Annotated in this window: 16 protein-coding genes; 12 read left to right on the top strand and 4 right to left on the bottom strand. The window is 73.8% G+C overall.

What is annotated here, in order from left to right; translation table 11 throughout:
- The first annotated feature begins 47 nt into the window (after nucleotides 1-47).
- A complete protein-coding gene (locus ACIG5E_RS22760) occupies nucleotides 48-836 on the top strand; it encodes an SDR family NAD(P)-dependent oxidoreductase (protein WP_396535985.1) in 789 nt (262 codons plus the stop codon).
- Nucleotides 833-1,582, top strand: a complete 750-nt coding sequence (locus ACIG5E_RS22755) for a polysaccharide deacetylase family protein (protein WP_396535983.1) — start codon at nucleotides 833-835, stop codon at nucleotides 1,580-1,582. Before ACIG5E_RS22760 ends, ACIG5E_RS22755 begins: the two co-directional genes overlap by 4 nt.
- A 43-nt stretch (nucleotides 1,583-1,625) precedes the next feature.
- On the opposite strand, the gene ACIG5E_RS22750 is transcribed toward ACIG5E_RS22755, so the two are convergent.
- The 3 genes from ACIG5E_RS22750 to ACIG5E_RS22740 are packed head-to-tail and all read right to left on the bottom strand — an operon-like array spanning nucleotide 1,626 to nucleotide 4,812.
- Nucleotides 1,626-2,705 (bottom strand): hypothetical protein, encoded by a 1,080-nt coding sequence (locus ACIG5E_RS22750; RefSeq protein ID WP_396535981.1) that lies wholly within the window; start codon nucleotides 2,703-2,705, stop codon nucleotides 1,626-1,628.
- Between the two features lie 13 nt (nucleotides 2,706-2,718).
- Nucleotides 2,719-3,666 (bottom strand): NAD-dependent epimerase/dehydratase family protein, encoded by a 948-nt coding sequence (locus ACIG5E_RS22745; protein WP_396535979.1) that lies wholly within the window; start codon nucleotides 3,664-3,666, stop codon nucleotides 2,719-2,721.
- Between the two features lie 21 nt (nucleotides 3,667-3,687).
- On the bottom strand, nucleotides 3,688-4,812 hold the full coding sequence (locus tag ACIG5E_RS22740; RefSeq protein WP_396535977.1) for a DegT/DnrJ/EryC1/StrS family aminotransferase: 1,125 nt from the start codon (nucleotides 4,810-4,812) through the stop codon (nucleotides 3,688-3,690).
- Between the two features lie 386 nt (nucleotides 4,813-5,198).
- Between ACIG5E_RS22740 and ACIG5E_RS22735 the strand changes: the two genes are divergently transcribed.
- From ACIG5E_RS22735 to ACIG5E_RS22720, 4 genes are all read left to right on the top strand, one after another.
- Complete coding sequence (locus tag ACIG5E_RS22735; protein WP_396535975.1) at nucleotides 5,199-7,412, top strand: MMPL family transporter; 2,214 nt, start codon at nucleotides 5,199-5,201, stop codon at nucleotides 7,410-7,412.
- A 267-nt stretch (nucleotides 7,413-7,679) separates the two neighbouring features.
- A complete protein-coding gene (locus tag ACIG5E_RS22730) occupies nucleotides 7,680-9,134 on the top strand; it encodes a sensor histidine kinase (protein ID WP_396535973.1) in 1,455 nt (484 codons plus the stop codon).
- Nucleotides 9,131-9,805, top strand: coding sequence for a response regulator (locus ACIG5E_RS22725; protein WP_396535971.1), 675 nt, complete (start codon nucleotides 9,131-9,133; stop codon nucleotides 9,803-9,805). Before ACIG5E_RS22730 ends, ACIG5E_RS22725 begins: the two co-directional genes overlap by 4 nt.
- Before the next feature lie 173 nt (nucleotides 9,806-9,978).
- The gene (locus ACIG5E_RS22720; protein WP_396535969.1) at nucleotides 9,979-10,626 is read left to right on the top strand and encodes a hypothetical protein; all 648 of its coding nucleotides are present in this window, start codon (nucleotides 9,979-9,981) and stop codon (nucleotides 10,624-10,626) included.
- A 109-nt stretch (nucleotides 10,627-10,735) separates the two neighbouring features.
- Here ACIG5E_RS22720 and ACIG5E_RS22715 read toward each other — a convergent pair whose 3' ends face one another.
- The gene (locus tag ACIG5E_RS22715; protein WP_396535967.1) at nucleotides 10,736-11,485 is read right to left on the bottom strand and encodes a DUF4097 family beta strand repeat-containing protein; all 750 of its coding nucleotides are present in this window, start codon (nucleotides 11,483-11,485) and stop codon (nucleotides 10,736-10,738) included.
- A 456-nt stretch (nucleotides 11,486-11,941) separates the two neighbouring features.
- On the opposite strand from ACIG5E_RS22715, the gene ACIG5E_RS22710 reads away from it, so the two are divergent.
- The 6 genes from ACIG5E_RS22710 to ACIG5E_RS22685 all read left to right on the top strand — a co-directional run bounded on the left by ACIG5E_RS22710 (nucleotide 11,942) and on the right by ACIG5E_RS22685 (nucleotide 17,398).
- Nucleotides 11,942-12,286: a PRC-barrel domain-containing protein gene (locus ACIG5E_RS22710; RefSeq protein ID WP_396535965.1), complete on the top strand. Its 345-nt coding sequence runs from the start codon at nucleotides 11,942-11,944 to the stop codon at nucleotides 12,284-12,286.
- 96 nt (nucleotides 12,287-12,382) lie between these two features.
- The gene (locus tag ACIG5E_RS22705; RefSeq protein ID WP_188303232.1) at nucleotides 12,383-12,649 is read left to right on the top strand and encodes a metal-sensitive transcriptional regulator; all 267 of its coding nucleotides are present in this window, start codon (nucleotides 12,383-12,385) and stop codon (nucleotides 12,647-12,649) included.
- A 293-nt stretch (nucleotides 12,650-12,942) separates the two neighbouring features.
- Nucleotides 12,943-14,379: an endonuclease/exonuclease/phosphatase family protein gene (locus ACIG5E_RS22700; protein WP_396535963.1), complete on the top strand. Its 1,437-nt coding sequence runs from the start codon at nucleotides 12,943-12,945 to the stop codon at nucleotides 14,377-14,379.
- 14 nt (nucleotides 14,380-14,393) lie between these two features.
- Nucleotides 14,394-16,379 (top strand): phosphocholine-specific phospholipase C, encoded by a 1,986-nt coding sequence (locus tag ACIG5E_RS22695; protein WP_396535960.1) that lies wholly within the window; start codon nucleotides 14,394-14,396, stop codon nucleotides 16,377-16,379.
- A 91-nt stretch (nucleotides 16,380-16,470) separates the two neighbouring features.
- Nucleotides 16,471-16,944 carry a VOC family protein gene (locus ACIG5E_RS22690; protein WP_396535958.1) on the top strand — a complete coding sequence of 158 codons (474 nt, stop codon included), beginning with the start codon at nucleotides 16,471-16,473 and terminating at the stop codon, nucleotides 16,942-16,944.
- 4 nt (nucleotides 16,945-16,948) lie between these two features.
- Nucleotides 16,949-17,398: an SRPBCC family protein gene (locus ACIG5E_RS22685; protein ID WP_396535956.1), complete on the top strand. Its 450-nt coding sequence runs from the start codon at nucleotides 16,949-16,951 to the stop codon at nucleotides 17,396-17,398.
- The last annotated feature ends 21 nt before the right edge of the window (nucleotides 17,399-17,419 follow it).

Raw genomic sequence — 17,419 nt, 5'->3', positions numbered from 1 at the left:
ACGATGCCCCACGGAGCGGCAGGTGAGCGATGGCGGAGGACGCCGCGATGGCTGAGCGAGCCCAGGCCCGGTCCCGGCGGTCAGGGCCGACCGGCCGCCCCGTCGTGCTGATCACCGGCGCCTCCTCGGGAATCGGCCTCGCCACCGCCACCCGGCTGGCCGACGCCGGCTGGCAGACCCTGCTCTCCGGCACCGACCGCACCCGCCTCGACGCCCTCGCCGAACGCACCGGCGGACGCGCCCTGCCCGAGGACCTGAGCAAACCGGACGGCCCCGCCCGCCTCGCCGAGGCCGCGCTCGCCGCGGCCGGCCGGGTGGACGCACTGGTCGCCAGCGCCGGCCTCGGCTGGCGCGGCCCGTTCGCCGAGACCCCCTCCGACACGCTCGACCGGATGATCGAGGTCAACCTCGCCGCCCCGCTGCGCCTGATCCGCCTGCTGCTGCCCGGCATGCTGGAGCGCCGCCACGGCCGGATCGTGCTGCTCGGCTCGATGGCCGGGCAGGTCGGCGTGCGCGACGAGTCCGGCTACTCGGCCACCAAGGGCGGGCTGGCGATGTTCGCCGAGAGCCTCTGGTACGAACTGCGCGGCACCGGGGTCGGCGTGCGGCTCGTCCTGCCCGGCGCGGTGGACACCCCGTTCTTCGACCGGCGCGGCACCCCGTACCAGCGCGAACGCCCGCGCCCGGTCTCGGCCGAGCGGGTCGCGGCCACCGTGGTCGCCACCATGACCACCGAGCGGGACCGGCTCTACGTCCCGCAGTGGCTCGGTTTCCCGGCCCGGATCCACGGGGCCGCGCCCGGCGTGTTCCGCCGGCTGGCCTCCCGCTTCGGGTGAGCCCCCGGCCTGCTGCCGCCTTCGCGCTCGCCCTCGCGACGGGCGTCGAGTTCCTGCACCTCGCCCCGGCGGCGGTCCGCCTCCCGCCGCTGCGCCGCACCCTGGCCCGCCGCACCGCCGGCTACGGCACCACCCCGGGCCACCTCGCCCTCACCTTCGACGACGGCCCCGACCCGCGCAGCACCCCGTACGTCCTGGACGCCCTCGACGAACTCGGTGCCCGCGCCACCTTCTTCCTGCTCGGCACGATGCTGGAGCGCGCCCCCGCCCTCGGCCGCGAACTGGTGCTGCGCGGCCACGAAGTCGCGGTGCACGGCTGGCACCACCGGCAGCAGTGGTACCCGGTCCCGGCCCGCGACCTGCGCGAACTGCGCCGCGCCACCGAGGCGGTGACCGACCTGTGCGGCGCCCGCCCGCGCTGGTACCGCCCGCCGTACGGCGTGCTCACCGCCGGTCCGGCGCTGGCCGCCCGCCGCCTGGGCCTGCGCAGCGTGCTGTGGACCGCCTGGGGCCGCGACTGGACGGCCGAGGCCACCGGCGACTCCGTCTACGCGACCGCCCGCCCCGGCCTCACCGCCGGCGCCACCCTCCTCCTGCACGACTCCGACTGCACCTCCGCCCCCGACTCCTGGCGCGCCACCCTCGCCGCCCTCCCGCTGATCGCCGCCCACTGCCGCGACCGCGCCCTCACCCTCGGCCCGCTGCGCGACCACGCCGTGCCGCCCCTCGCCTCCGCCGCACGGTAGTCGGGACGGTCGGCCCCGGTCGCCCGACGTTCCAGGCGCCCCGCTACCCCAGCCCCACCCGCTCCAGCGCCGCCCCGAAGCCCTTCTGCCAGGCCTCCGGCGTGGCTCCGGGCGAGGGCTCGGGGTCCGGCCGGTCGAGGGCGGCGAGCGCGTTGCGGACCACCTCGGCGGGGCGGGCGGTGGCGACGTCGGCGTGGCCGAGCTCCAGTTCGTGCTGGAGGTTGTCCCGCCCGTGGCCCTGGACGACGTCGAGCAGCAGCAGTCGGCGCCCGAGCGCCCGGGCCTCGCTGCAGGTGTCACCGGAGCTGGTGACGACCAGGTCGGCGGCGGCCATCAGGGCCGGGATCCGGTCGGTGTAGCCGAAGGCGTGCAGGCGCGGCTCCCGGCGGGCGGCCGCCCGCAGCCGCCGTTCCAGCTCCCGGTTGCGCCCGGCCACGGCGAGCACGTGCGGTCCGGCGGCGGCCAGCGAGGCGGCGGTGCGGGCGATCGGCCCGAGCCCCCAGGAGCCGGACATCAGCAGCACGCACCCGGCGCCGGGTGGCACGCCGAACTCGGCCCGGGCCTCGGCCCGGCCCGGCGGGCGGTAGAACGGCTGCCGCAGCGGCGCGGGCAGCACAGCGACGTCGGCGTCCGGCCGGTAGCGGCGCACGGCGCAGGCGGCGACCTCGGAGGTGACCAGGAAAAGGTCGGTGCCCTCCTGCACCCAGAGCCGGTGGGGCGTCGCGTCGGTGCAGAACACGAAGTGCCGGAAGTCCCGCCGCGGCAGCCGGTTGACCGCCGAGGTGGCGGTGGCGAACACCGAGACCACCAGCTGCGGCCGCTGCGCCGCGACCAGCTCGCGCAGCGCCGGGACGAGCCGGCTGCGGGCGGCCGCGTCGGCGAGCACCGCGATCCGGGCGCCGGGGCGCAGCGCCGAGAAGTGGAAGGCGTCGTAGATCCCGGGCAGGTCGAGCAGCCGCCGGAAGACGGCCTCGCCGGCGGCGCCCGAGCGCTGCCCGAGCAGGGCCATGGCGTCCACCGTGCGGGTGGTCCAGCCGCGCTCGCGCAGGGTGTCGGCGCAGGCCTGGGCCATCACGTCGTGGCCCTGGCCGAGCGAGCCGGAGACCAGCAGGGCGTGCGGCATCGGGCGGCCCCGGTCAGCCGGCGGTGGTGGGGGCGGCGGTGTCGGCCCGGTACCAGTCGGCGTAGCGGCGCACGCCGTCGCTGAAGTTGGTCCGCGGCGACCAGCCGAGCAGCCGCTTGGCCTGGGCGGAGGAGATCCGCCGCCCGGTGTAGTCGGCCTTGCGCCCGTCGATGTGCTCGATGGTGACCGGGCCGAACAGCTTGTCGACGGTGTCGGCGATGTCGCGCACCGAGACGGCCGTGGAGCCCTCCAGGGCGAAGGTCTGGTCCTCGGCGGCGGGGGACAGGGCCCGGACGTGGGCGTCGGCGAGGTCCTCGACGTAGACGAAGTTGCGGCTCTGCCGGCCGTCCCCGGCGATGGTGATCGGCCGCCCGGCGAGTGCCGACTGGACGAACCGGGCGACGACCAGTTCGTCGCGCATCCGCGGACCGTACGGGATACCGAAGCGCAGGATGGTGAAGTGCTGCCCGTACAGCTCGCGGTAGCTGTGCGCCAGCATCTCGGAGGCCAGTTTGGTGGCCACGTACAGGTGCCCGCTGTGCTCCAGCTCGATCGGTACGTGTTCGTCCAACTCCTGTTCCTCACCGCCGAGTTGCCCGTCGCGGAGGGCGGCGCCGTAGACCCACACGGTGCTCGCCAGCACGGTGCGGCTCAGTCCGCTGCGCCGGGCGGCCTCCAGGACGGCCTCGGTGCCGTCGATGTTGGTCCGCACGGCCCGGACCGGGTCGGCGGAGACCTGCTCGACGTCGGCCATCGCGGCGAGGTGGTAGACGACCTCGCTGCCGGCCAGCGCGGAGGTCAGCGCCGGCAGGTCGAGGATGTCGATCCGGGCGTGTTCGGCGTCGGGGTTGAGGTACTTGTCGGTGGTGTCCACGGCGAGGACCTCGTGGCCGGCCGCGATCAGGTGGTCCACGACGTGTGAGCCGATGAACCCGCAGCCCCCGGTGACGGCTATCCGCACGGTCTTGCTCCCTTCGCTCCGCTACCCGGCCAGCCGTCGGTGCACGGCCGAGACGGCCTCGATCACCTGCTCGGTCTCGTCCTCGGTCATGTCGGAGTGCACCGGCAGGCAGACCTGCCGCGCGCAGACGTCCTCGGCCGCCGGCAGCGGCCCGCGCCGGTAAGCGGCCAGGACCGGCTGCAGGTGCAGCGGCAGGTCGTAGACCTCACCGGACAGCCGCACTCCGTACTCCTCGGCCACCGCCCGCTTGAAGGCGGCGCGCTCCACGCCGGGCGGCAGCAGCGCCACGTACTTGTAGTAGTTGCCGCGGCTGCCGGGTGGTTCGAGCACCGGCTCCAGCCCGTCCAGCCCGGCCAGCGCCGAGTCGTAGCGGCGGGCGACGGCCCGGCGGGTCTCGATGAACTCCTTGAGCCGGCGCAGGTGCACCGCGCCGACGGCCGCGTGCAACTCGCTCATCCGCCAGGAGTAGCCGAGCCGGACGTGGTGGTTGGTGCTGAAGGAGCCCTTGCCCTGGTCGCGGTAGATCCGGGCCTCGTCGCGCAGCTCCGGCGACTCGGTGAGGACCATGCCGCCCTCGCCGCTGGTGGTGACCTTGGTCGGGTAGAAGGAGAAGGCCCCGGCCAGGCCGAAGGTGCCGGCGGCGCGGCCGTCGTGGCTGCTGCCGTGGGCGTGCGCGGCGTCCTCGATCAGCGGGACTCCGTGCCGGTCGCAGAGCGCGCGCAGGGCGTCCACCTGCGGGGTGACCAGTCCGCCGATGTGGACGAGTACGACGGCCGCGGTATCCGGGGTGAGGGCCGCCGCGAGGGTCTCGGGGGAGAGCGCCAGGGTGGCCGGGTCGACATCGGCGAACACCGGACGGCCGCCGGCGTGGATCACCGCGCCGGCCGTCGCGTAGAAGGTGACGGCCGGGACGACCACGTCGCGGCCGCGGACGTCGACGGTGCGCAGGATCATCTCCAGCGCCGCCGTGCCGCTGCTCACCGCGACGGCGTGCGAGGCGCCGTGCTCGGCGGCGAAGGCCTGCTCGAAGCGCTCGGTCCACGGGCCGAGGGTCAGGGCGCCGGTGGTGAGCATCTCGGTCACCGCGTCGGCGACGGCCGCGCGGTCGTTCTCGTCGAACACGATGCGGGCGGCTGGAACGCCCATGGGCACCTCCGGCGGCGGGCTGGGATCAGCACCGATCAGGACGGGTCGGCCCGAACCGGGTGGAAACGGTCGGGCCAGAGGCCCATCACGCTACTTCGCCCGGGCGGTCGCGGCCCGTCGTCACCTCCGCACGGGTGATGCGCCGCTGCTCCCGCCGCAGGCGACCGGCCGCTCCCGGCTGCTCCCGGCGCAGGGCGTGCGCTCCGCCGTACGGGGGAGGGCCGTACTGCGTCCGCAGTACGCAAACGGCCTGCGCAGGGACGACGACGGAGCAGGGGTCGGCGATCAAGGATTGGTCATGCTGCGAGCGGACCGCCTTCGTGCTGCCGCACCCGCACCCGTCCCCGTCCGCATCTGCTTCCGAATCCGAAGGAGTCCGTTCTCCCGTGGCAACGTTCCTCTACCGCCTGGGCCGATGGGCCTTCGCCCGGCGCCGGCTGGTGGCCCTCCTGTGGGTCGCCGTGCTGGCAGTCGGCGGAGTCCTGGCGGCCAAGGCGCCCGCCGCACCCGACGACGGCTTCTCGATGCCCGGGACGGAGGCGCAGAAGGCCTTCGACCTGATGAACGAGCGCTTCCCCGGCGGCCACGCCGACGGCGCCTCGGCCCGCCTGGTGTTCGTCGCGCCCTCCGGCCAGAAGATCACCGCCGGGCCCAACCAGCAGATCGTGGAGAAGACGGTCGGCGAGCTCGTCCACGGCGAGCAGGTCACCAGCGCGGTGGACCCGTTCAAGATGAAGGGCGCCGTCTCCAAGGACGGGACGACGGCCTACGCCACCGTCAGCTACTCCGCCAAGGCGGGCGAGGTGTCCAAGGGCGCCACCGACGCCCTCCAGCAGGCCGCCCAGCACGGTCGCGACGCCGGGCTCAAGGTCGAGATCGGCGGCAACGCGCTGATGGCCAAGCCCGAGGCGGGCGGCAGCAGCGAGGCCATCGGCATGGCGCTGTCCGCGGTGGTCCTGGTGATCACCTTCGGCTCGCTGGTCGCCGCCGGCCTGCCGCTGCTCACCGCCGTGATCGGCGTCGGCCTCGGCATGTCGCTGATCACCGCGCTCGGCAGCACGCTCGGCCTCTCCTCGACCACCGGCACGCTGGCCATGATGCTCGGCCTCGCCGTCGGCATCGACTACGCCGTGTTCATCGTCTCCCGCTACCGGGCCGAGCTCTCCGAGGGCCGCACCCCGCAGGAGGCCGTCGGCCGGGCCGTCGGCACCGCCGGCTCCGCCGTGGTCTTCGCCGGACTCACCGTGGTGATCGCCCTCGCCGGGCTCTCCGTGGTCGGCATCCCGATGCTCGCCAAGATGGGCATGGCCGCCGCCGGGACGGTCGTCATCGCCGTGCTGGTCGCGCTCACCCTGGTGCCCGCCCTGCTCGGCTTCCTCGGCCGCAAGGTGTTGCCCCGCAAGGTCCGCAAGGCCGAGAAGGCCGGCGGCGCGGTCCAGCCGGCCGGGGCGAAGGAGAACGGCGGCGCCCGCTGGGCCCGGTTCGTGCTGCGCCGCCCGCTCGCGGTGCTGCTGCTCGGCGTGGTCGGCCTCGGCGTGCTCGCCTCCCCCGCGCTCGACCTGCGGCTCGGCCTGCCCGGCGACGAGGCCAAGCCCACCTCCACCACCCAGCGCCGCGCCTACGACCTGCTCTCCGAGGGCTTCGGCCCCGGCTTCAACGGCCCGCTGACCGTCCTGGTGGACGTCAAGGGCACGGCGGACCCGAAGGCCGCCGCGGGCGAGGTCGCCAAGGCCGTCTCCGGCGTGCCCGGCGTGGTCACCGTGACGCCGCCGATGTTCAACAAGGCGGGGGACACGGCCCTGCTCAACGCCGTCCCGGCCACCGGCCCGGCCGAGGCCGCGACCAAGGACCTGGTCCACACCATCCGCGGCCAGGCCGCCGGGCTGAAGGCCTCCACCGGGGCGACGATCCTGGTGAGCGGTACGACGGCGATGAACATCGACGTCTCGCAGAAGCTCACCGACGCGCTGCTGCCGTACCTCGCGGTGGTCGTCGGCCTGGCCGTCCTGCTGCTGCTGGTGGTCTTCCGCTCCGTCCTCGTCCCGCTCAAGGCGGCGCTCGGCTTCCTGCTCTCGGTGGCCGCCGCGCTCGGTGCGGTCGTCGCGGTCTTCCAGTGGGGCTGGCTGGCCCACCTGATCGGTGTGGAGCAGACCGGCCCGGTGATGAGCATGATGCCGATCTTCATGATCGGCGTGGTCTTCGGCCTCGCCATGGACTACGAGGTGTTCCTGGTCACCCGGATCCGTGAGGGCTTCGTCCACGGCGAGCAGCCCGGTGAGGCCATCGTCACCGGCTTCCGGCACAACGCCCGGGTGGTCACCGCGGCAGCCTTCATCATGATCGCCGTCTTCGCGGGCTTCATCGGGATGAGCGAGCCGATGATCAAGATGATGGGTCTGGGCCTCGCCGCCGCCGTCGCCTTCGACGCCTTCGTGGTCCGGATGACGATCGTCCCGGCCGTCCTCGCCCTGCTCGACCGCCGCGCCTGGTGGCTGCCGCGCTGGCTCGACCGCCTGATACCGGACGTCGACGTCGAGGGCAGCAAGCTACACACCGTCGCTCCCGAACCGGCCCCGGCCCGGGAGTCGGTCACCGTCTAGGCCCGGCACCGTCCGGCCCCGCCCGAGCACCCTTCGGGCCGGGCCGGCACCGCCCGGACCGGGCCGCCCACCGGGGCGGGCCGGTCCGGCGCCGGTCGGCTCGGAGACCGGTTCGAGCGCCAACCGTTACCGTTGCTGTCGGGGCCGCCGCCCGTACGGACGCCCCCGACCCGGCCGCGCCACACCCCACCGGGGGCGCGGCACGACACCGACTGGCAGAACCCGGCGAGGGTGCGGCCAGGGCACCCCGACCCGGAGAGCACGACCATGAGCGACACCTGGCAGCGCCTGCGCCGCGAGCACCCCCGGTTGCTCGACGTCGCCGGAGGCCTGGCCCTGATCGCGGTCACCGGCCTCGGCGCCACGGTCGACCAGACCACCGGGCACTTCGCCCCGGTCGACCCGGCCACCGGCTTCCTCGCCCTGATCGCCGCCGCAGCCGTGTTCTTCCACCGCCGCCACCCGCGCGCGGTGGCCGCCGTCACCCTCGTCTGCACCATGATGCTGACCTGGACCAGCCCCCGGCTCACCCCGATGCTGGCCACCCCGCTGCTGCTCGCGCTCTACTTCCTCGCCGTGCACACCGACCGCTCCACCGCGCTGCGCGCCTCGATCGCCACCGCCGTCCTGCTCACCGGGATATCCCTGCTGTTCGGCCCCGGCGGCCCGATCGGCGAGCGGATCAGCGTCCTCGCCTGGGCCCTGCTGCCCGGCGCCCTCGGCGACTCCATCCGCAACCGCCGCGCCCACCTCGCCTCGATCGAGGAACGCGCCGAACGCGCCGAACGCACCCGCGAGGAGGAGGCCCGCCGCCGGGTCGCCGACGAGCGGATCCGGATCGCCCGCGACCTGCACGACGTCGTCGCCCACCACATCGCCCTCGCCAACGCCCAGGCCGGCATCGCCGTCCACCTCATGGACAGCCACCCGGTGCAGGCCCGCGAGGTGCTCAGCCACATCACCGACGCCACCGGCTCCGCCCTCCAGGAGCTGCGGGCCACCGTCGGCCTGCTGCGCCGTGCCGAGGAGCCGGCCCCGCTCGAACCCGCGCCCGGCCTGGACCAGCTCCCCGAACTGATCAACACCTTCGAACGGGCCGGCCTGCCGGTCCGGCTCACCGTCGAGGGCGAGTCCCGGCCGCTGTCGCCCGGCGTCGACCTCACCGCCTTCCGGATCGTCCAGGAGTCGCTGACCAACGTCGCCAAGCACGCCCACGGCGCCGACGCCGAGGTCACCCTCTCCTACAGCGGCAGCCGGGTCGCCGTCAGCGTCGCCAACGGCCGCCCGACCGCCACCGGCCGCCCGCGCACCGCCCTGCTGCCCCCGCCCGCCCCCGGCGAGAGCGGCTTCGGCCTGATCGGCATGCGCGAGCGGGCCGGCGCGGTCGGCGGCCGCCTCGCGGCCGACCGCCGCCCCGACGGCGGCTTCCTGGTCACCGCCGAACTCCCGCTGCGCACCGGCGCCCGGGACGACGTCTCGCCCTGGCCGGACGATGCGGCCCGCCCCGAGGGCGCCACCGAGCCGGGCAGCCCGGCCGGGCCCGCCGCCAAGGACCGGCCCGCCCACGCCTTCTGGCGCGACTGCACGGTCCGGCCCGCGCGCCCCGACCACTCCGCCGACTCCACCGCCGCGACCGGTTCCCCCGGCTCCGTGGGCTCTTCCGGTACTCCCGACCCCGCCCGACAAGATCGCGCCATCCGAGAGGACAAGGACCACGCATGACCATCCGCGTGCTGCTCGCCGACGACCAGGCCCTGCTGCGCGGCGCCTTCCGGATGCTGATCGACGCCGAGGAGGACATGGAGGTGGTTGGCGAGGCCGCCGACGGCCGCGAGGCGGTGGAACTCGCCCGCGCCACCAAGCCCGACATCGTGCTGATGGACATCCGGATGCCCGGCGCCGACGGCCTCGGCGCCACCGCCGAGATCTGCGCGGACGAGGAGTTGGCCGGCACCCGGGTGCTCATCCTCACCACCTTCGAGATCGACGAGTACGTGGCCCAGGCGCTGCGCGCGGGTGCCGGGGGCTTCCTCGGCAAGGGCGCCGACCCGAAGGAACTGCTGGCCGCCGTGCGCACCGTCGCGGCCGGCGACGCCCTGCTCTCGCCCGCCGCCACCCGGGCCGTGATCGAGCAGTTCCTCGCCCAGCCCGGCCCGGCCGCCGCTGCGCCCGCCGAGCGGCTCTCCGTCCTCACCGCCCGCGAGCGCGAGGTGATGTCCATGGCCGCCACCGGGCTCACCAACGAGGAGATCGCCGAGCGGATGTTCGTCAGCCCGTTCACCGTCCGCACCCATGTGCACCGCGCGATGGCCAAGCTGGACGCCCGGGACCGGGCGCAACTCGTCGCGATCGCCTACCAGTCCGGACTGGTCCCGCCCGGCAGACCGTCCTGACGGGCCATCACCCCACCGCTCCGCGACTCGCGCCATTTGCCGCGATCGCGGACTGAGACAACGTCAGAACTCCTCCCGCTGAACCGTTCAAGATCCGGTCCTGGCCGAAAACCGCCGCCGAACTGGTGTATCAGCGAGTAGTCTGCCGATGACTCAGAATGAGGAGGATGTTCGTGGAAACCAAGGACACGGCCGGCGAGGTGCGGATTCTCCAGCCGTTGCCCGGGCGCACGGAGGACGGATCGCAGGCGTTCGAGCTGCGGCTCGCGCGTCTGCTCCGCGTGCTCGGGGCCGAGGTCGCACCGGGGGCGGACTACCCGAGCGCGGCCCGATGGGAGGTCCACAAGGCGCTCGCCGGGCGGTCCGAGCTGCCCGAGGAGTACTTCGAGCCGCTGCTGGAGGCGGCGGTCCACGACCCCAACCCGAGCTTCAACCGCCGCTTCGTCGAGCCCGCCCTCATCGCCTTCGGCCAGCGCCGGGTCCGCCTGGCCCTGCTCGGCTACCTGCAGACCGGCACCGATCCGGAGCGCGCGGGCGCCGCCCGGGCCTGGTACTGGACGGCACTGACGGTCGGCGGCGGCCGGAACGCGACCGCCGACGAGGGTGCGACGGTCCGTGACAGCTGGAACGAGGCCGCGCTGCGGGAGTTCGTCGCCAACGAGGACCTGGACGTCCGCCGCTGCATCCTGCCCGGCCTGCCGCTCGTACCGCGCGCCTACCCGGCCGAACTGCACGCCCTGGTCGAGGCGGCGGTCACGATCGCCCGCTCGCAACCCGACGAGTACATCCGCCACCGCGCCGAGATCCAGACCGGCCTCTGACCTTCGGGCACGCCCGCTCCGCGGGCGTGCCCGAAGGTCGCCCCCACCCGTCACCCGCCCCTGCCGCCCTGGCCCCATGGCCGAGGCAGGTCGTGAACTCGGGGGCCGGTCAGCCCGTGTTGACGGTGATGTCGCCGATGTCCGTGCCCAGGTCCAGCTTGAACTTGCCGTTGGGGTCGTTCTGGACACCGATGTGCTTCGAGCCGATGTCCGTTCCGGCGCTGACGCGGTAGGAGCCGGGCGGGACGGTGAGGCGGATCTCGCCGTTGTCCGTGCTGGCCTTGACGTCCTGGGGCTTGGCGGCGGTGAGTTTGATCGCGCCGCTGTCCGTCTTGGCCTGGATCCGGTCGCCCTTGAGCGAAGTGCCGTCGATGTCACCGCTGTCGGTGCGCAGGTCGACCGGTCCGGCGGCCTGGTCGACTGAGATGTTCCCGGCGTCGGTGTGCACCGACACCGAGCCCACCTCGGTGAGGTGGATCCCGCCGGAGGAGGTGCCGCCGCTGATCGGCAGCCCGGCGGGCAGCTCGACGGTGTAGCTCACCGAGCAGTTGTGCCCGCAGCCGCCGAGCACCAGGACTCCGCCCTCGACCCGGGTGGTCGTCCCGGGCTTGCTGTCCCGGTAGGTGATCTTCCGGTGGACGGAGGCACTTCCGGCGCCGGCCTTGCCGTGGATGGTGACCTCCCCGGAGGAGTCGTCGAGCTTGACGGCGGTGATCTTGTCCGAGACGGTCGCGTCGTCGTTGACCTCGGTCCCGACCGGGTCACAGGCGGCGAGCACCCCGACGGCGAGCCCGGCGACCACGACGGCCCCGGCAAAACGCTGATAGCTGCGGTACTGGACCATGATGGTTCCCCCCACGTCATGGACGATCGTCGCGTGCTGACCGACTTCGTGTGACCGCCCCGGTCCGGAGCCGTCGCGACGACCGTAGCGGGGGACGGGCGCCCGGGTCCCTGGTAAAAACCCCCCTATCCGAGGTCCGGCAGGCCCCACCCCCACCTCACCCCGCCGCCGTCAGGGCTTGCGCGCGACCGCGCCGTACACGCTCACCCGCTCGGCACCCGGCTCCGGCGCCGCCTCCGGCCGCCAGAGCCTCCCGGACGAGGTGTTCGTGAAGTCGGCGGACAGCCTGAAGCCCAGGTCAGCGCGCTCGTGGTGGTTGGTCGGCTCACCCCCGTATGTCCCTTTCGTCGCGCCCCGGCGCCCGTCCCGGCGGAGGATGGAAGCCCCGGGCGGTGGGCCCGGCGGAGCCGGCGGACCGGATGGAGTCGTCGGTAGGGCGCGACACGGGAGGCCGAGGTCGTGGGAATCGCTATGGCAGACATCCGCGAGTGGCGCGGCCAGCCGGTGGTCGACGAGAAGGGCCACCGCATCGGCACGCTGGAGTCGGTCTACGTCGAGACGTCCACCGACGAGCCGTGCTTCGCCACCGTCATGACCGGCATGACCAAGCGCCGCCTGGCCTTCGTCCCGCTGAACGGCTCGGTGGCCGGCCCGGGCTACCTGCGGGTGCCGTACCCGAAGGCCAAGGTCAAGCAGGCGCCGGCGATCGGCACCGACGACATCCTGCCGGCCACCGACGAACCCGAGGTCTTCGCCTACTACGAGCTGCCGTACGCGACCGGCGCCGGGGGCGAGCGCCGACTGGCCCGCCGCTGATCAGGGGCCCTTTCGGGAGGGTTCCGTCCAGCCGGGAATGAATACCCCGCCGGGTACACTTGTCAATCGACAGTCGATGTGAAAGGCGGCCCGGACATGCAGGTGGACGAGGAGGCGGTCGGCGCGGTCCTGAACCGACTGCGTCGAGCCCAGGGCCAGTTGGCCGGGGTGATCGCGATGATCGAGGCGGGTCGGGACTGCAAGGACGTGGTGACCCAGCTCGCCGCCGTCTCGCGCGCCCTGGACCGGGCCGGGTTCAAGATCGTCGCGAGCGGGATGCGCCAGTGCATGGCCGCCGCCGACGAGGACGCCGCTCCGATGAGCGAGGCCGAGCTCGAGAAGCTGTTCCTCGCCCTGGCCTGAGAAACCTCGCCAGCCCCGGAGGGCCGCGACGGATCACCCGTCGCGGCCCTCCGCGCATTCCCGTCCCCTTCCGACGCCCCACGAAGACGCCTCCGCCACGGAGTTCCCGAAGCGCCCGATGCTCCGTCACGTGTCGTTCACGCCCCGGTCGCTGGCCTTCGGATGAATGAGCCCGCCCGCAGTTGTACAGCCAACTGCGCGCATTCCTCCCTCCCAGCCTCCGTGACCAGCCGCGCGCGGCCCCGGCACCGTCCCCCGACGGACCGGGCCCCGCGCTGGCGGACAGGACAACCGTGGCCGCAGGCAGCGCCCTGACCCTGACCTCCTCCAGCAGCCCCGCCGAAGGCGACCGGCTCACCTTCCACTGGACCACCGACGCCCCCGACGCCAAGAACTGGGTCGGCATCTACGACGGCAGCCGCCAACCCGGCACCGGCTCCTCGCTGCTCTGGAAGTACACCCCCGGCACCTCCGGCGACGTCCAGCTCGACACCTCCGCGCTGACCGGCGGCCCGTACACCGCCTACCTGCTCGCCAAGGACGGCTACGGCATCCTCGCCCAGACCGAGCCGTTCGGCTTCCGGCCCAAGCCCCCGGTGGTCCGCCCGCACGCCGCCGTCGACTCCTTCACCGCCACCCCGGTCGCCCCCGGCGCCGCCGTGCGGATCAAGCTCGGCGGCCTCTGGTCCCGCCCGGCGGGCAACGCCCCCGGCACCGCGGCCTACCGCAAGCTCGGCGGCGCGGCCTGGGCCTCGGTCGGCGCCGACGGCACCATCACCGGGACGGCCCCCGCCGACCCCGGCCGCAACCCCGAGCCGGTCGTGGTCGGCGTCAAGGACAGCACCGGCGCCACCGACACCGTCACCGTGCTCGTGCCCGTCGTGGACCCGGCCGCCCCGCCCCGGCTCAAGGCCGCCGGCTGGAACCTGCACGAGGCCGGCTCCGGCTACACCGACGCGCTGGAGAAGCAGCTGCGCATCGTCCTCGCCCAGGGCCTGGACGTGCTCGCCCTGCAGGAGACGGCCGGCGAGCGGGCCAAGACCCTGGCGGACGCGCTCGGCTGGTACGCCCACCAGAGCCCGGGCAGCGTCGGCATCCTCAGCCGTTACCCGCTCACCGACCTGACCCCGGCCACCGCCGAGCTGCCCGCCGTCGCGGCCACCCTCCAGCTGCCGGGCGGTCGCGGCGTCCGGTTCTGGGCCGCCCACCTCGACGAGACGGGCTACGGCCCGTACGCGGTGCAGGACGGCAGCAGCGCCGCCCAGGTGCTGGCCGCCGAGAACGCCTCGGTCCGGCTCAAGCAGGCCAAGGCGCTGGCCGCCGCGGTGCGCGCGGACCTCGCCCGGCGCATCCCGGTGGTGCTGGCCGGCGCCCTCTCCTCGCCCTCCCACCTGGACTGGACGGCCGCCACCGCCGCCGCCCACAACGGCGTGGGTGCCCTCGACTGGCCGGTCACCGCCGCCCTCCAAGCCGCCGGGCTCACCGACACCTTCCGCGAGGAGAACCCCGACCCGGCCAAGGCCCCCGGCACCACCTGGTCGCCCACCCGCAAGCGGCGCGGCGACCGCCCCGAGCCCCAGGACCGCATCGACTTCGTCCAGTACGCCGGAGCGCTGAAGCTGGTCGAGGCGCACACCCTGGTCGCGGACTGGCCCCAGCCGGAGCCGAACGCCGCCGCCAACGAGTGGCCCTCCGACACCGCCGCCGCCGTCGCCACCTTCCAGCTCTGAGAGGCCAGTTCACGATGCCCGAGCTCTCCCGCCGCACCTTCGTCGGCGCCTCCGCGGCCGTCGGCGCCACCGCCCTGACCGGCCTGTCCACCACTCAGGCCGCGGCCGCCACCGCCGCGGCGGCCGACACCGCCCTCACCGGCACCATCAAGGACGTCAAGCACGTGGTCGTCCTGATGCAGGAGAACCGCAGCTTCGACCACTACTTCGGCACCCTGAACGGCGTGCGCGGCTTCGGCGACAAGCAGGCGCTGCAGTTCCCGGACGGCACCGACGTGTTCCGCCAGCCCGACGCCCGCCGCAGCGACGGCGGGGTGATGCTGCCGTACCGGATGGACACCTCGAAGTACAACGCGCAGAACGCCGGCGGCCTGGCCCACGACTGGGCGACCGGCCACCAGGCCATCAACAACGGTGCGATGAACAAGTGGATCGCCGCCAAGGGCGAGCGCACCATGGGCTACTTCACCCGGGACGACATCCCCTACCAGTACGCCCTGGCCGACGCGTTCACCCTCTGCGACGCCTACTTCACCTCGCTGGCCGGCCCCACCGACCCCAACCGGCTCTACCTGTGGACGGGCACCGCCGGCCCCGGCCGCGACGGCACCACCGGCCCCTGGATCGACAACACCCCGGTCACCGACAACCCCGTCGCCGACTGGACCACCTACGCCGAACGGCTGGAGGCGGCCGGCATCAGCTGGCGGGTCTACCACAACCCCAGCAAGGACGACCGCACCGGCGACTACGACGACAACGCCCTCTCCTACTTCAAGCAGTTCCACAACTTCCCGCACGACGACCCGCGTTACGTCAACGCGATGACCAAGTTCGACCCCTCCGACTTCGACCGCCACTGCAAGGACGGCACCCTGCCGACCATCTCCTGGCTGGTCGCCCCCTACCTGTTCTCCGAGCACCCGGAGGCCGGCCCCGCCTACGGCGCGCACTGGGTCAACCAGGCGCTGCAGTCGCTGATGTCCAACCCGGACGTCTGGCGGCACACCGTCTTCCTGGTCATGTACGACGAGAACGACGGCTACTTCGACCACATGGTGCCGCCCACCCCCGAAGCCGGCACCCCCGAGGAGTTCACCCACGGGCGCGCCATCGGCCTCGGCAACCGCGTCCCGCTCTGGGTGGCGTCCCCCTGGTCGCGCGGCGGCTGGGTCAACTCCCAGGTGTTCGACCACACTTCGGTGCTGCGCTTCATGGAGCTGGTCACCGGCGTGGCCGAGCCCAACATCTCCGCCTGGCGCCGGGCCGTCTGCGGCGATCTCACCAGCTGCTTCGACTTCGCCGCCCCGGACCACTCGCTCCCGAAGCTGCCCGACACCAACGCCCTGATGGCCCGGGCCGACGCGGGCACCAAGCTGCCCGGCGTCGCCCTCCCGGCGGCCGGCGCCCAGTCGATGCCGGTCCAGGAGCGCGGCGAGCGCCCGCACCGCCCGCTGCCCTACCAGCCGTGGGCCGACGTCGCGGTGGACCGCCGGACCGGCAAGGTCACCTGCACCATGAGCAACGACGGCTCGGTGGCCTTCCCGTACACCGTCTACCCGAACATCCTGCTCCCGTTCGCGGGTACCCCGTACACCGTCGCCCCCGGCGCGAGCGCGACGCACGTCTGGGACGCCGCCGCCACCGACGGCCGCTACGACTTCACCGTGCACGGCCCCGACGGCTTCGTGCGCCGCTTCGCCGGCACCGTGGTCCGGGACGGGCAGGACGGCCAGAACGACATCGGCGTGCCGATCGTCACCGCCGACCTGCGCGGCAGCCAGAAGCTCACCCTCCAGGTGGCCAACGACGGCCTGACGGACGTGGCCTTCACCGCCGCGCCCAACGACTTCGCGGGCAGCGCGCAGACCGTGTGGGTCAAGCCGGGCAAGCAGGTCAACCTCGCCTGGCCGCTGGACAAGCAGGGCCGCTACGACGTCGTGGTGACCGCCCACACCGGCCAGCGCTTCGTGCAGCGCTACGCGGGCTGGGTGCACTGATCCGTCTCCCCTCCGGCCGGGGGGCGCCGATCCGGTGACCCCCGGCCGTGGCTCGGCCGCGGTGACGGACCCCGCCGCTACCGTCGGGCCCATGCAGAAAATCACCACCTTCCTCTGGTACGACGACCAGGCCGAAGCGGCCGCCGCCCTCTACACCTCGCTGTTCCCCAACTCCCGCGTCACCGGGGTCACCCGCTACGGCGAGGCCGGCCCCGGGGAGCCCGGCTCGGTGATGACCGTCGAGTTCGAACTCGACGGCCGGCCCTACGTGGCGCTCAACGGCGGCCCCGAGTTCACCTTCACCGAGGCGGTCTCGCTCCAGGTGGAGTGCGACGACCAGCGGGAGGTCGACGAACTCTGGGCCAAGCTCACCGCGGACGGCGGCCAGGAGGGCCCGTGCGGCTGGCTCAAGGACCGCTTCGGCCTCTCCTGGCAGATCACCCCGCGCATCCTGCTCGACCTGATCGGCGACCAGGACCGGGCCAAGGCCGACCGCGTGATGGCGGCCATGCTGCGGATGCAGAAGATCGAGATCCAGCAGCTGCTCGACGCGGCCAGGGGCTGAGACCGTGACCGCCTTCAGCCACCGGAGCATCGTCTACCTGCGCGCCACCCCGGAGCGGGTCTGGCACGCGCTCACCAACGCCGACGAGTCCGGCCTCTACTGGGGCCACCGCAACGTCTCCACCTGGCTGCCCGGCGCGCCCTGGGAGCACCAGCGCACCGACGACTCCGGGATCGCCGACGTGATCGGCACCGTCGAGGTGTCCGACCGCCCGCACCGCCTGGTCACCACCTGGGCCGGACCGGAGGGGCGACGCGCGGAGGGGCCCTCCCGGGTCAGCTTCGACCTCCGGCACTGGCAGGACCTGACCCGGCTGACCGTCACCCACGAGAACCTCGCCGACGAGGACGAGCGGGCGGACGCCGAACGGGGCTGGTCGGCGGTGCTGTCCAACCTCAAGACCTACCTGGAGACCGGCCACCCGCTGCCCCAGCAGCCCTGGCTGATGCCCTGACCTCCGCAGGCCCGTCGCAAC

The organism is Kitasatospora sp. NPDC053057 (assembly GCF_044546945.1).
Classification (GTDB): Bacteria; Actinomycetota; Actinomycetes; order Streptomycetales; family Streptomycetaceae; genus Kitasatospora.
The sequence above is the reverse complement of the archived record's forward strand: the minus strand, read 5'-3'. Positions and strand labels throughout refer to the sequence as shown.